Annotated in this window: 15 protein-coding genes; all 15 read left to right on the top strand. The window is 68.9% G+C overall.

The genetic code is table 11. From position 1 onward, the window contains the following. The first annotated feature begins 129 nt into the window (after positions 1-129). The 15 genes from ACK5NO_RS02660 (at position 130) to ACK5NO_RS02590 (ending at position 12,617) form a co-directional block, all read left to right on the top strand. Entirely contained in the window at positions 130-1,260 is a 1,131-nt protein-coding gene (locus tag ACK5NO_RS02660) for a flagellin (RefSeq protein ID WP_416811121.1), read from the top strand. A 123-nt stretch (positions 1,261-1,383) separates the two neighbouring features. Next, the gene (gene fliD, locus ACK5NO_RS02655) at positions 1,384-2,760 is read left to right on the top strand and encodes a flagellar filament capping protein FliD (RefSeq protein WP_416811120.1); all 1,377 of its coding nucleotides are present in this window, start codon (positions 1,384-1,386) and stop codon (positions 2,758-2,760) included. A 9-nt stretch (positions 2,761-2,769) separates the two neighbouring features. Then, positions 2,770-3,189 (top strand): flagellar export chaperone FliS, encoded by a 420-nt coding sequence (gene fliS, locus ACK5NO_RS02650; RefSeq protein WP_416811119.1) that lies wholly within the window; start codon positions 2,770-2,772, stop codon positions 3,187-3,189. Further along, complete coding sequence (locus ACK5NO_RS02645; protein ID WP_416811118.1) at positions 3,186-3,548, top strand: hypothetical protein; 363 nt, start codon at positions 3,186-3,188, stop codon at positions 3,546-3,548. The genes fliS and ACK5NO_RS02645 overlap by 4 nt, the downstream gene beginning before the upstream one ends. Before the next feature lie 145 nt (positions 3,549-3,693). Further along, positions 3,694-4,035 carry a flagellar basal body rod protein FlgB gene (locus ACK5NO_RS02640; protein ID WP_416811117.1) on the top strand — a complete coding sequence of 114 codons (342 nt, stop codon included), beginning with the start codon at positions 3,694-3,696 and terminating at the stop codon, positions 4,033-4,035. Next, a complete protein-coding gene (gene flgC, locus ACK5NO_RS02635; RefSeq protein WP_416811116.1) occupies positions 4,035-4,445 on the top strand; it encodes a flagellar basal body rod protein FlgC in 411 nt (136 codons plus the stop codon). Before ACK5NO_RS02640 ends, flgC begins: the two co-directional genes overlap by 1 nt. Next, positions 4,442-4,747, top strand: a complete 306-nt coding sequence (gene fliE, locus ACK5NO_RS02630; RefSeq protein ID WP_416811115.1) for a flagellar hook-basal body complex protein FliE — start codon at positions 4,442-4,444, stop codon at positions 4,745-4,747. The genes flgC and fliE overlap by 4 nt, the downstream gene beginning before the upstream one ends. Next, positions 4,747-6,375 carry a flagellar basal-body MS-ring/collar protein FliF gene (gene fliF / locus ACK5NO_RS02625; RefSeq protein ID WP_416811114.1) on the top strand — a complete coding sequence of 543 codons (1,629 nt, stop codon included), beginning with the start codon at positions 4,747-4,749 and terminating at the stop codon, positions 6,373-6,375. The genes fliE and fliF overlap by 1 nt, the downstream gene beginning before the upstream one ends. Then, positions 6,372-7,373 (top strand): flagellar motor switch protein FliG, encoded by a 1,002-nt coding sequence (fliG, locus tag ACK5NO_RS02620; RefSeq protein ID WP_416811113.1) that lies wholly within the window; start codon positions 6,372-6,374, stop codon positions 7,371-7,373. The genes fliF and fliG overlap by 4 nt, the downstream gene beginning before the upstream one ends. Continuing rightward, positions 7,363-7,977 (top strand): FliH/SctL family protein, encoded by a 615-nt coding sequence (locus ACK5NO_RS02615; RefSeq protein WP_416811112.1) that lies wholly within the window; start codon positions 7,363-7,365, stop codon positions 7,975-7,977. Before fliG ends, ACK5NO_RS02615 begins: the two co-directional genes overlap by 11 nt. Next, positions 7,974-9,302, top strand: a complete 1,329-nt coding sequence (locus tag ACK5NO_RS02610; RefSeq protein ID WP_416811111.1) for a FliI/YscN family ATPase — start codon at positions 7,974-7,976, stop codon at positions 9,300-9,302. Before ACK5NO_RS02615 ends, ACK5NO_RS02610 begins: the two co-directional genes overlap by 4 nt. Further along, positions 9,302-9,736 carry a flagellar FliJ family protein gene (locus ACK5NO_RS02605; RefSeq protein ID WP_416811110.1) on the top strand — a complete coding sequence of 145 codons (435 nt, stop codon included), beginning with the start codon at positions 9,302-9,304 and terminating at the stop codon, positions 9,734-9,736. Before ACK5NO_RS02610 ends, ACK5NO_RS02605 begins: the two co-directional genes overlap by 1 nt. Next, complete coding sequence (locus ACK5NO_RS02600) at positions 9,733-10,962, top strand: flagellar hook-length control protein FliK (protein ID WP_416811109.1); 1,230 nt, start codon at positions 9,733-9,735, stop codon at positions 10,960-10,962. The genes ACK5NO_RS02605 and ACK5NO_RS02600 overlap by 4 nt, the downstream gene beginning before the upstream one ends. Before the next feature lie 10 nt (positions 10,963-10,972). Further along, complete coding sequence (locus ACK5NO_RS02595) at positions 10,973-11,389, top strand: flagellar hook assembly protein FlgD (protein WP_416811108.1); 417 nt, start codon at positions 10,973-10,975, stop codon at positions 11,387-11,389. A gap of 22 nt (positions 11,390-11,411) precedes the next feature. Continuing rightward, positions 11,412-12,617, top strand: coding sequence for a flagellar hook protein FlgE (locus ACK5NO_RS02590; protein WP_416811107.1), 1,206 nt, complete (start codon positions 11,412-11,414; stop codon positions 12,615-12,617). Positions 12,618-12,655: the final 38 nt, after the last annotated feature.

The following is a 12,655-nucleotide window of genomic DNA, read 5'->3' as shown; positions in this document are numbered from 1 at the left end:
CGCGGGCGTCATCCCTGGATGACGATGAGGAGGCGACAATTCCTCAACTTCCCTTGACGGGCTCCGATGGGGGTCCTGAGCACCCACGGATGGGTGCCATTCCCAACACCCTCAAGGAGGAGCACCATCATGGGACTCTCGATCAACCAGAACATCGCGGCAGTCAACAGCTACCGCAACCTCTCGAACACGCAGAACGACCTCAGCAAGTCGCTGGAGAAGCTCTCGAGCGGCTTCCGCATCAACCGGGCGGCGGATGACGCAGCCGGTCTGGCGATCTCCGAGGGCCTGCGCTCGCAGGTGGGTGGCCTCAAGGTCGCCGCCCGCAACGCCCAGGACGGCATCTCCGTGGTCCAGACCGCAGAAGGTGCGCTCACCGAGGTTCACGCGATCCTCCAGCGCATGCGCGACCTGGGCGTTCAGGCCGCCAACGACTCGAACAACGCTGAGGCGCGCGCCAACATCGCGACCGAGGTCACGAGCCTCCAGTCCGAGCTGACGCGTATCGCTGACTCCACCAACTTCAACGGCACCAAGCTGCTCGACGGCTCTGCGGGCACGCTGAACTTCCAGGTGGGTGCAGATGGCAACGCCAACTCGCAGATTCAGGTCAACCTCGCCTCGGTCAACGTCAAGGCGATCTCGTCCAACCTGGGCAACGCGGGCGCGTCGTTTGAGGTGCTCACCCCGACCGACGTGACCGGCGCGATGTCGTTCACCAACGGTGCGGTGGACGCCTCGGTGACCCTCGGTGCAGCCGGCTCCTACAACACCGTTCAGGACGTTGCGGACGCCCTGAACAAGGACACTCACTTCTCGAACACCTTCTCGGCCTCCGTCAACGGGGACAACGAGCTGGTCGTGACCTCGAAGACCGGTGGCACCGTCACCGGCGGTACGGCGGCCACGCCTGCCGCTGCGGGAACCGGTGTGGGGACCGCGACCGCCATCGCGGGTGGACTTGACTTCACCTCGGCGGCGGGCGCTCAGGCGGCCATCAACCTCATCGACACCCAGATCGAGACGGTGTCGACCGCTCGTGCCAACCTCGGTGCTGTCCAGAACCGCTTCGAGCACACCATCAAGAACCTCAACGTCGCGGTGGAGAACCTGTCCGCGTCCGAGAGCCGCATTCGCGACACCGACATGGCGTCGGAAATGGTCTCGTTCACGCGTGCCCAGATCCTGTCGCAGGCCGGCACGGCCATGCTCGCCCAGGCGAACCAGATCCCCCAGGGTGTGCTCTCGCTCCTGCGCTAGCACATGACCTCTGGCCGCCGGTGGTGACGGGTATTGCCCCGGCGGTGGCGGCGCGAGACAGGCGCACCCATGCCTGTCTCGCGCCCCAGGGCCCGTCAAGAACACACGACAAGGAGGTCTCGCATGGCGAGCCTGGGCATCGACGGACTCGTCTCCGGACTCGACACCACCACGATCATTTCGCAGTTGATGCAGATCGAGGCCGCGCCGCAGACCCTCCTCAAGAGCAAGCAGGCGACCACCCAAGACGTGGTCACCGCGCTGCAGTCCATCAACGCGAAGCTCCGCTCGCTTGCCGAGGCCGCGACGAGCGCGAGCACGGCCAAGAACTGGGCGGTCTTTAGCGCGACCTCGAGCCACTCGGCCGTGAGCGCGAAGGCCTCGGGCGCGAGCACGGCGGCCAGCCTCACGTTCTCCGTGGACTCGGTGGCGACCGCGCAAGTGTCGCTCAGCCAAGCGGTGGCTGACGGCTCGCCTCTGGTGCCGGACCCGCCCCTCCTCACCATCCGCCACGCCGACGGGACGATGCGCGAGATCACTGCCGCAGGTGGGTCACCCCAAGAGGTGGCCAAGGCGGTCAACGACGCCGATGCTGGCGTGATCGCCACCGTGGTGCGAGTGCCCTCTGGTGGCGGCGAGGAGTACCGCGTGCAGTTCACCTCCGCAGCCACCGGTAGCGACGGCACGTTCGAGGTGTTCGCTGGCGACGAGGCGGCGGCCACGGCCGGCACCGCCACGCGCATCGACACGTCCATCGCGCGCGAAGCTTCCGACGCTGCGATCACCCTGTGGAAGGGCAGCGCACACGAGCAGACCTACACGCAGTCGTCGAACACCTTCGTGGGACTCATGACGGGCGTCGACGTCACCGTGTCCAAGGTGACGGCGGCGGACGACCCCGTCACGGTGACAGTCGCGGCCGACCATTCGGCGGTCAAGAGCCTCGCGAGCGGGCTCGTGGGCGCGCTTGCGGTGGTGCTGTCCGACATGGACTCCCGTACGGCCACGACGACCGTGACCAACGACGACGGGACCACGTCCGTCACCGGTGGCCTGCTCAGTGGCGACGCGGGGGTGCGCATGCTGCGCACGCAGTTGTTGCAGGCAGCCTCGTACCCCGTTGACGGGGTCTCCCCGTCGTCCGTCGGCATCGTCCTGGGCAGGGACGGCACCGTGACCTTCGACGAAGCGGCGTTTGCCCAGGCAGTCGCCGACGATCCCGAGGGCACGGCGGCATTTGTCCAAGAACTCGCCGCGCGTGTCGAGACGGCCACCACCGCCGCCTCCGATCCTTACGAAGGCACGTTCACCGCGAAGGTCGAGAGCCAGCAGTCGTTGGTCGATCGCTACGCGACGCAGATCGCCCAGTGGGATGTGAGGCTCGAGCAGCGCCGCGCGACCCTCCAAGCGACCTACACCAACCTCGAGGTCACCCTGTCGAACCTCAACTCCCAGTCCAGTTGGCTCGAGAGCCAACTGTCCGCCTTGACCACCAGCTAGGGGGCCACCTTGCTCAGCTACCAGTCCGCACGTGCGCGGTACCTCGATGACACCGTCTCGACCGCGTCGCCCGCGCTCTTGCTCACCATGCTGTACGACCGGCTCCTGGCTGACTTGGAGCGAGCCGAAGTGGCCCTGCGCGCGGGCCACCGTGACGTCGCTAACGCTCAACTCACCCACGCACAGGACATCGTCTCCGAACTCGCGGCGACGTTGAACCAAGACGCATGGGCGGGTGCGCCCCAGCTCATGAGCATCTACGCCTTCTTGGGGACGTCGCTGGTGGAGGCTAACGTCGCGGCGAGTCCGGATCAGGTGGCCGCGGCCCGCGCCCTGGTCCAGCCCCTCCATGAGGCTTGGACCCAAGCGGCCGCGCAGGTGGTCGCCGGGAGCGACACCCACGCGGTGAGCGCCCTGCGCGTCGGATGAGTACCGCGCCGTCGCCGTGGCGCGCTGCATGGGAACAGGCGCTGAGCGACCTGGAAATGGACGTCGCAGTGGCCGAAGCCATGCTCGCGTCGCATCACGGTACCCACGACAGCGCTCCCGACGGTGTCCACGACGGTGCCCCCGACGGCTCACGCAAGCAACCCTGGAGCCCTCCGCAGGGAATTGGGCTGATCCCTGCCGACCTCGACGTGAGGGCCCGGGCGTTGCTCGAGCGCCAGACGCGGGTGTGCCGCGAGCTGGCGGCTGCAGCGCGCCTGTCCCGCAGGCATGACAAGGCCATCGCGGCGCTCGATCTGGGCGGCCCCCGGGCACCGGTCTACGTCGACACCCCCGCGTAGCGCCGTGCGCCACCGTCCTTGGTGACATAGACCACTGCCGCGTTTCCTCACCGACCGACCAGGTGGGTCGATATGGCCGGTGAGCACGGATTGCTCGCTGCCTTGGCCAGGGATGGGCCTACGTCACCACGAAGGGCCTTTCCCTGTGTTCGATTCCGTGAGCTACGTAGCGATGAACAGCGCACTCGACGCGCTCTCCCTGCGCCAGCGGGTCATCGCCAACAACATCGCCAACGTCAATACCCCTGACTACCAGGCGCGAAAGGTTGCGTTTGAGGACGCCTTGGCGGCGGCGGTGGCCGACGGAACCGGCGCGGTTCAGGCCTCGGTGGGGGTGTCGCTCGAACCCACCCGCGAAGACGGCAACAACGTCAACCTCGACACCGAGGTGATCTCCAACACCGACACCACGCTGCGCTACCAGGTGGCCACCAGGGCGCTCGAAGGATCGTTCACCTCGATTCGTACGGCCTTGAGGACCAGCTGATGGGGACTTTTGCGGCCATCGGTATCGCGGGGTCGGGCCTGGGCGTGCACCGCCGTTGGCTTGACGCGATCGCGGACAACCTCGCCAACGTCAACACCGTCGCGTCCACCGATGACGAGGCGTTCCAAGCCCGGTACATCGTGGCGCAGGCCAACGCGACCGAGGGCGGGCAGACCGGCGGGGTGCACGTGGCGGGTGCGGTCCTGGGCTCGGCTCAAGGCCGCCTGGTCTACGAGCCTGAGCATGCCTTGGCGGACGAGGACGGTTACGTGCGCTACCCCGACATCGACATGTCGAGCCAGATGAGCCAGCTCATCCTTGCCCAGCGTGGCTACCAGGCCAACGCGGCCGTGGTGGACCGGGCCCGCGACATGTACTCCACCGCGCTGACCATTGGCAGGTCCTCATGAGCGTGCTTCCTGTGGAGGCGATCGGCATCCAGGGGGTCCAGGCGACGTCCTACCTCAGCACCGTCGAGCCGGTCTCGGACAACGACGGCTTCGCGTCGGTCCTGGCGGGTGCAGTCGACAATGTGAGTGCCCTCCAGTCGACGAGCACTGCACTCGGCGTCAAGGCCGTCACGGGTGACCTGGCCGACGTCCATGACTACACCGTGGCCGCGACCGAGGCCGCCGTGGCGCTTGAACTGACGGCCGCACTGCGCAACCGCGCGGTGGCCGCCTTCCAAGAGATCATGAGGATGCAGGCCTGATGCCGGCACAGGTGGAGTCGGCGCTCGAGCGGCTGCGCGCGAGCGTCCAGGCCATGTCGATGGCGCAGCGGGTGTTTGCCGTCCTGCTCGCCGCGCTCGTCGCGGTCGGTGTGGTGGCGCTGGTTACGTGGACGAGCAAGCCGGCGATGGCGCCGCTGCTGACGGACCTGGCTGCGCAGGACGCCGCCGCCGTGGTCGAGCAGTTGGAGGCCGCGGGCGTGCCATACGAGCTCACGGGTGGCGGGGGCACCATTTTGGTGCCGCACGATCAGTTGTACGACACGCGCCTGACGGTCGCGGCGGCGGGCCTGCCCACCGGGACCGAGGCTGGCTACGCGCTGCTGGATGGCATGTCCATCACGAGCTCGGAGTTCCAGCAGCACGTGACCTATCAGCGTGCGCTCGAAGGGGAGCTCGCGGCGACCATCAGCGCGATCGACGGGGTGACGGCGGCAAGCGTGAAGCTCGCCCTGCCGGAGGAGACGGTGTTCGCGGCCCAGGAGAAGGCGCCCACCGCTTCTGTGTTTGTGGAGACCTCTCCTGGCGCATCGCTCAGTTCTGCCCAGGTGCAGTCAGTCGTCCACCTGGTCTCGGCTTCCATCGAGGGCATGAGCGCCGCCGACGTCGCGGTGATTGACGCCCAAGGAATCGTGCTGTCGGCACTCGGTGGCGCATCGGCCCCCCTGGAGCACGCCGGCCAAACCTCCGAGTACGAGCAGCGCATCGCCGCCAACGTGCAAGAGATGCTTGATCGCGTGGTGGGGGTGGGCAACGCCATGGTGTCGGTGAGCGCTGAGCTCGACTTCGACCAGCGCCAGACCACCTCAGAGACCTTCGCCTCCGACCCTGACGTGCAGCCGCTGTCAGAGTCGAGCGTCCTTGAGGAGTACACGGGGACGGGCACGACGGAGGCCGGCGTGCTGGGGCCGGACAACATCTCGGTTCCAGACGGCGATACGGGAACAGGGTCGTACCGCAAGGAAGAGACCGTCCAGAACAACGCGGTCAACAAGGTCACGGAGACCACCCAAGGTGCGCAGGGAGCCGTGCGCCGTCAGAGCGTGTCTGTGGTGACCAATCGGGCCGTCGCCAGCTCTCTCGACCAGGCGGCGCTCGAGACGATGGTGATGGCGGCCGCAGGCATCGTTCCCGAACGCGGCGACGTGGTCGCGGTGACCAGCATGGCCTTTGACACGAGCGCGGCTGACGCCGCTCAGGAGGCACTGACGCAGGCCGATGCGCTCGCTGAGCAAGCGGCATCGCGCGACTTCTATGGGCGGGTCGCGACCTGGGCGGCGATCGGCCTGGCATTGGTCACCGTGCTGGTGACGCTCATGGTCATGACGCGCCGTCGTCGCCTGCGCGAGGGGGCGCTGAGCATGGAGGCCGTTGAGGAGCTGGAGGCCCGGGCCCAGGCTGCGCTCGAGGCACGCACGCAGGCCCTCCTTGAGCAGGCCAACGCCGTCTCGTTGACCGACGAGACGCTGGTGCTTGAGGCGGCGCCGGTGCCCGACATAGGTGCCGTGACGGCCGTGGTGCGTGAGGAGATCGCACAGTTTGCCGCCCAGCAGCCGGCGGAGGTAGCGGATGTGCTGCGCGGGTGGATCGGTGCGGGGAGCGCTACGTGACCACCTTGACGGGAGCGCAGAAGGCCGCCCTGGTCTTGGTCCAGATGGGCCCCGAGGCGGCATCGCAGGTCATGGCCCAGTTCAGCGAGGCCGAGATCGACCAGGTCACCGCGGAGATCGCGCAACTCGGGGCCGTCGACCCCAGCATCGTCTCCGACGTGCTCGACGAGTTTCGCCGCACCTCAGCGGCGGGCATCAACTTTCAAGGGGGGTTGGCCTACGCACAGAGGCTGCTCGAATCCACCCTCGGGCCCGCGAAGGCGGCCGAGGTCATGGAGCGGCTCTCGAGCCGCGTGCAGGTGCAGCCCTTCGAGTTCTTGAGAAGGGCCGATGCGCGTCAAGTGGTCTCCCTGCTCACCGGTGAGCATCCCCAGACCATCGCGCTGGTGCTTGCGCACCTGCGCCCCGAGCATGCGTCCGCCATCATGGCCGGACTGAGCCCGGAAACGCAGACCATCGTCGCGCGTCGCATCGCCCTCATGGAGCGTGCGTCGCCGGACGTGGTGACGTTGGTCGCCGAGGAACTGGCGCGCAAGGCCACCAAGCTGATTACGTCCCATGAGATGAGCGCGGTGGGAGGCCTGGCGCCCCTGGTGGAGATCATCAATCGCGCCGATGCCGCGACGGAGAAGCTCATCCTCGAGGGGCTCACCGAGCAAGACCCGGACCTGGCGGACCAGATTCGCCAGATGATGTTTGTGTTTGCCGACATCACGCTGCTCGAGGACAGGGCGATCCAGTTGGTGCTGCGGGGGGTGGAGACCTCGACGCTCGCGACGGCACTCAAGGGGGCCGACGATGCGGTGAGGGACAAGGTGCTGCGCAACATGTCCGAGCGCGCCAGGGAAAGCTTGGTCGAGGAGATTGACCTGCTGGGCAAGGTGCGGATGTCCCTGGTGGAAGAGGCCCGTTCACGGGTGGTGCAGGTGATCCGTGGTCTCGAGGAGACCGGCGCGATCATGATTAGCCGCGACTCCGAGGACCACTATGTCGCGTGACGGTGCAGCGAGCTTTGTGCCCGCGCCCCTCACTGCCGGCACGCGGGCAGGTGCGCACGCGGCGCAGTCGGCCGGATTCGCAGCGGGGTGGGCGGCCGGTGCCCGCGAGGCGGCCGCTCGCGCACTCGCCGAGCGCGAAGCAGAGCGCGCCGCGCTCGCGGCCCGCGAGGCGTCGCGTGACCGCGAGCTCGCTCGCGCGGTGTCGACACTGGGGCAAGAGATCGAGCGGTGGCGTGCCCGCGAGGCCCCGGCCGTCACGCAGGTGCAAGGGCTGGTGGCCCAGGCTGCGATCGAGCTTGCCGAGGCTGTGCTGGGCCACGCACTCGCGCCCGGGCCCGACGCTGCACGCACGCTCGTGGGGCGCGCACTCGCCGTCCCGCCTGGCGTCCAGGCGGTGGTGCTCCGTGTCAGCGCGTCTGATCATCCCCATCTTGAGCAGGCGCTCGCGGCCACGCCCGGTCTGCTTCCCACGGGCGTCACCGTCGAGGTAGATCCGGACTTCAGCGCCGGTGACTACGTCACCGTGCACTCCGCGGGGTCAGTGGACGGGCGCGTAGGTGAGGCGCTCGCCCGCGCGCGAGCGGCACTGAGGGGACAGCCATGACGACGGCGGTCCTGGGAGCCGACTTTGAGGCGGCCGTGCGGGCCGCGGCGCCACAGTACAGAGGGGAGGTCTCGCGCGTGGTGGGGCTGTCGCTCGACGTCGCCGGGCTCCCGGGTGCCGTGGGAGACGTCATCGAACTGGGTGACGGTCGCCAGGGCCCGACGCTGGCTGAGGTGGTCGCTGCCCATGCGTCCATGCTGCGGTGCATGCCCCTGGGTGCGGTCGAGGGGCTGCACGTGGGGATGACCGCCACGGCGACGGGAACGGCGCTCCTGGTGCCGACCGGTCCCGCACTGTTGGGGCGAGTCCTCGATGGACTGGGCCGGCCGATGGATGGCAAGGGCGCGCTCGGCGCCGCGTGCGGCCGGGTCCCTCTGTCCCACGAGGCGCCCGCGCCGCTCGACCGTCAGCGCGTCGACAGGCCGATGTCGCTGGGGGTGCGGGCGCTCGACACGCTCACCACGGTGGGCAGGGGCCAGCGCATCGGGCTGTTCGCGGGCTCGGGCGTAGGCAAGTCGAGCCTGATGTCGATGATCGCTCGGGGCACCGACGCCCACGTCAACGTCATTGCCCTCATCGGCGAGCGCGGCCGCGAAGTGCGGGAGTTCCTTGAAGATGATCTGGGACCGGACGGGCTCGCACGGTCCGTTGTCGTGATCGCGACGGCCGAGCAGCCCGCGATGGTCCGGCTGCGCGCCGCATCTGTCGCGACGCGAATCGCCGAGTCCTTTCGCGATGAAGGCCACGACGTGGTCCTGATGATGGACTCGCTGACGCGTGTGGCGATGGCGCAGCGCGAGATCGGCTTGTCGGCGGGCGAGCCGCCCGCGACCAGGGGCTACCCGCCGTCAACCTTCTCGGTCCTCGCGCAGCTCTTGGAGCGCGCGGGCACGTCCGCGCACGGTTCGATCACCGGCATCTACAGCGTGCTCGTCGACGGCGATGACCACAATGAGCCCATCGCCGATGCTGCCCGCTCGATTCTCGACGGCCACGTGGTGCTCACCCGCGCGCTGGCCAACGCGGGGCACTTTCCTTCGATCGACGTGCTGGCCTCGATCTCGAGGGTGGCCTCGCAGGTCACCACGGCGCCGCAGCGCCACCTCGCCATGACACTGCGCAGGGTGGTGGCAGCACGCCGACGCGCGCAGGACCTGATCGACGTGGGCGCTTACCAGCCGGGCAGTGATCGGCTGGTCGATGCGGCGGTCACGCACGCCGACGCCATCGACGAGTTTTTGCGTCAAGAGATCTCGGCCCAGACCACTGCTGAAGAGTCGTGGACCCACCTCGCCACCGTTGTCGCGCGCCTGGAGGTGCAGTGATGGATCGCCAGTTCCCACTCGAAGGGCTCTTGCGGGCCCGCGCGCTTGCCGAAGAGCGGGCCGCCGCTGAACTTGCGCACCACAATGGTGCCCGCACCGAGGCGGCCCGGGCGGCACAGAGCGCCCGCGCGGGCCTCGCGGGGCTCGCCGGAACCCGCGAGTGTGCCGCTGCCACGGCGACCTCCCAGGTAGACGTCGCGCTCGCGCTACGGGCGGCGGCGGCCGCGCGGGTGCGTGAACTCGACGCGGCGGTCAACGTCGCGACGGCGGCGGTGCTCGACGCCACGGTGCAGTGGGATCACGCACGCCAGCAGTCCGCCGCGATCGAACGGCTGCGCGAGCGCCACGAAGACGAGGTTGCCGCCGAGGACCAGCGCCACGAGCAGCGTGTGCTCGACGAGGTGGCGCTGCGAGACAAGGACCGCGGCGAATGACCGCCGTCGCAGTGGCCGTCCCGGCCCTTGCGCCGCGAGCGGCGTCGCGAGCGAACGCCACGGGGGCGGGCCAGGAGGTCGACACGTGGGAGCAGGCGGTCGCGCGCGCCCGGGAGGCGAGCGGCGCCGCTGAGTCGAGCACGGAGCGCGCCAGCAACGAGTCAGCCAGCGCCGAGTCAGTCGGCACCGCATCTCCCACCACCGAGCCGCTCACCGCTGAGTCGCCCAGCCATGAAGGGTCGACTCCACATCAGGACGGCGAGGCAGCGGGCGCGCCGGTGGCGGGCCTTCCCCCGAGCGCCCCTCTGGCCATCCAGGTGACGGCCGCTGCCGTGGCGGCCGAGTCGAGCGCTGACGTGGACTCGCTCGCCTTGACGGGCGCCGCGCCCGCGCAGGAGACCGACCTCGCAGGCGCGCCCGCGCCAGACGAGGCTGGCGCCGACGCCGACCGTGCCGCTGCCCGGGTGAGCGGTGGCGTGGAGCCCACCAGCGCATCGGCCCTGCAGGGCGCGCAGGCGCGCCACTCCATGGTGGCGCCAGCGAACCGCGAAGGGGAGTCGACCATGCCAGGCCACGCCGCCGCCAACCCCACGGGGAACCCCGGCGAGGCCGTGGACAACGCCCCGGTGTCCGTGCTGGCGGTACCTGCCCCACTCGCGGAGCCGGAGCCCGCGACAGGTGTCGCGCGCCCGAGCCAGGCACTGCCGACGGCGGCGCCCGCGGTCACGGTGGACGCGGGCGTGGTGGTGTCGACCTCGACGCCCGGCCAAGCGAGCACCCCGACGGTTTCGCCGCCGCTGGTCGATCAACTCACCCCCCGCCTGGCCGCCGTCAGAAGCTTGCCCGCTGGCGAGCACGTCCTGACCATCGTGGTCGAGCCGGAGAACTTTGGTCCGGTGAGAGTGGTCGCGCATATCACCGCAGACGCCACCACCGTGAACCTGCACAGCGCGACCGACGCGGGACGTGAGGCCCTGCGCGTGGCGCTGGGCGACCTCAGGCGCGACCTCGCCGCCACCGGACTGCGCGCAGACCTCAACGTCGGTGGCGACAGCGGCGCCTCCTCGCACCAGTCGTCGGACTCGTCCCCACGCGATGGGCACCGGACACCCGGCGCGAGTCCCGGAGGCCGGGGAACCGGACTGGGCGAGAGCACTGGCCGCGCGGCCGTGACTTCAGCACACCCGCCAGCCTCATCGCTGCGCGGCGTTGACCTCTACCTGTGACAGGAGCTTCATGACCACCATTGACCCCACGGGCTATGCCTCGCTGACCAGCGGCGTTGTCGCATCGACGGCCAAGCAGGAACTTGACTCGGAGATGTTCATGGCGCTGTTGGTGGCGCAATTGCGCAACCAGGACCCGTCCAGCCCCATGGACACCAACCAGATGATGTCCCAGCAGACGCAATTGGCCTCGCTCGAGAAGCTCACGGAGATGTCGACCGTGTCCCAAGAGCAGTTCGCACTGTCGATGCGCGTCGCGGCCATGAATGTGGTGGGCCAGGACGTCTCGTATCTGCTCGCTGACGGCACGGTGGTCGAGGGCCACGCCGCCGCCGCGTCATTTGCTGATGTCGTTCCCACCCTCGATGTCGACGGCGAGCACATTGCTCTCGACCGCATCTTGTCCATCCAGCCCAGCACCGACTGACCCTGACCTCAAGGAACCTCCCATGCTCCGCTCTTTGTTTTCCGGCATCTCTGGCCTGCGTGCTCACCAGACCATGCTCGACGTGACCGGCAACAACATCGCCAACGTCAACACGGCCGGCTTTAAGGCCTCGCAAGTGCAGTTCCAGGACACCCTCTCGCAGGCACTCACCAATGCGGGCGCACCGCAAGACGGCGCGGGTGGCACCAACCCCGCCCAGGTGGGCCTGGGCGTCAAGGTCGCCGGTATCACCACCAACTTTCAGCAGGGCGCCGCGCAGCTCACCAACCGTGCCACGGACATGATGATCTCCGGCGATGGCTTCTTTGTGGTGAACAAGGGTGGCGAACAGTTCTATTCGCGGGCCGGGGCCTTCACGTTCGATGCGCTGGGTCAACTGGTGACCCCCGATGGCGCGCTGGTGCAGGGGTGGAGCGCAGACGCCACCGGGAACGTCGACCTCAACGGGCCGCTGAATGACCTGCGGCTGCCGGTGTCGGCGCTCATGGGCGCCAGTGGGTCGAGCTCGGCCACCTACGAGGGCAACCTTCCTGCCGATGCGGAGGAGGGCACGGTCCTGAACCGCCAGATCGACGTGTTCACCGCCAACGGTGACAGCCACGCGATGAACGTGGCGTTCACCCGGACGGCAACGGGGTGGGACATTTCCGCCAGCGTGGCCGGTACCGGAGCGACGCAGACGGGCTCCATTTCCTTTACCTCCGAGGGCGCGATCGACGTGCTTGACTTTGCCCCGCTGCCGGCGGACGCGGCGCTCGGTCTGAGCGCGATCACGGTGGACTTGTCCGCCCTGACGGGCTTTGCTGGTGTCGAGAGCGTGGCCGCTGCGAGCCAGGATGGCCGCGCCGCTGGCACGCTGCAGGCGTTCTCGATCAACTCCGACGGCACGCTCATGGGCTCGTTCTCGAACGGCCTCAAGCAGGCGATCGGGCGCGTCGCGTTGGCGAGCTTCTCTAACCCGTCGGGTCTCGAGAAGGCCGGGGCGTCACTCTTGGCGGCCACCGTCAACTCCGGCGCGGCTCAGGTGGGTGCAGCGGGCACCGGCGGCAGGGGCGCCCTCGCGGGGGGCTCGCTCGAGATGTCCAACGTCGACCTGTCCGCCGAGTTCACCAACCTGATCGTCGCCCAGCGAGGCTTCCAGGCCAACTCGCGAGTCATCACGACCTCCGACGAGCTGTTGCAAGAACTGGTGAACCTCAAGCGCTAAGGCCCCCGCCCGGGTCCCACGCGGGGCCCGGGCGAGCC

This window comes from Demequina sp., from assembly GCF_047975725.1.
In the GTDB taxonomy this organism is placed as follows: domain Bacteria; phylum Actinomycetota; class Actinomycetes; order Actinomycetales; family Demequinaceae; genus Demequina.
Note: the sequence above shows the minus strand (reverse complement) of the source record. Positions and strands in the feature narration are given on the sequence as shown.

What these genes read in the sequence shown, in the direction of transcription:
- ACK5NO_RS02660 (WP_416811121.1), top strand. Translation starts at nt 130, where the DNA reads ATGGGACTCTCGATCAACCAGAACATCGCGGCAGTCAACAGCTACCGC.
- fliD (WP_416811120.1), top strand. Translation starts at nt 1,384, where the DNA reads ATGGCGAGCCTGGGCATCGACGGACTCGTCTCCGGACTCGACACCACC.
- ACK5NO_RS02645 (WP_416811118.1), top strand. Translation starts at nt 3,186, where the DNA reads ATGAGTACCGCGCCGTCGCCGTGGCGCGCTGCATGGGAACAGGCGCTG.
- flgC (WP_416811116.1), top strand. Translation starts at nt 4,035, where the DNA reads ATGGGGACTTTTGCGGCCATCGGTATCGCGGGGTCGGGCCTGGGCGTG.
- fliE (WP_416811115.1), top strand. Translation starts at nt 4,442, where the DNA reads ATGAGCGTGCTTCCTGTGGAGGCGATCGGCATCCAGGGGGTCCAGGCG.
- fliF (WP_416811114.1), top strand. Translation starts at nt 4,747, where the DNA reads ATGCCGGCACAGGTGGAGTCGGCGCTCGAGCGGCTGCGCGCGAGCGTC.
- ACK5NO_RS02615 (WP_416811112.1), top strand. Translation starts at nt 7,363, where the DNA reads ATGTCGCGTGACGGTGCAGCGAGCTTTGTGCCCGCGCCCCTCACTGCC.
- ACK5NO_RS02610 (WP_416811111.1), top strand. Translation starts at nt 7,974, where the DNA reads ATGACGACGGCGGTCCTGGGAGCCGACTTTGAGGCGGCCGTGCGGGCC.
- ACK5NO_RS02605 (WP_416811110.1), top strand. Translation starts at nt 9,302, where the DNA reads ATGGATCGCCAGTTCCCACTCGAAGGGCTCTTGCGGGCCCGCGCGCTT.
- ACK5NO_RS02600 (WP_416811109.1), top strand. Translation starts at nt 9,733, where the DNA reads ATGACCGCCGTCGCAGTGGCCGTCCCGGCCCTTGCGCCGCGAGCGGCG.
- ACK5NO_RS02595 (WP_416811108.1), top strand. Translation starts at nt 10,973, where the DNA reads ATGACCACCATTGACCCCACGGGCTATGCCTCGCTGACCAGCGGCGTT.
- ACK5NO_RS02590 (WP_416811107.1), top strand. Translation starts at nt 11,412, where the DNA reads ATGCTCCGCTCTTTGTTTTCCGGCATCTCTGGCCTGCGTGCTCACCAG.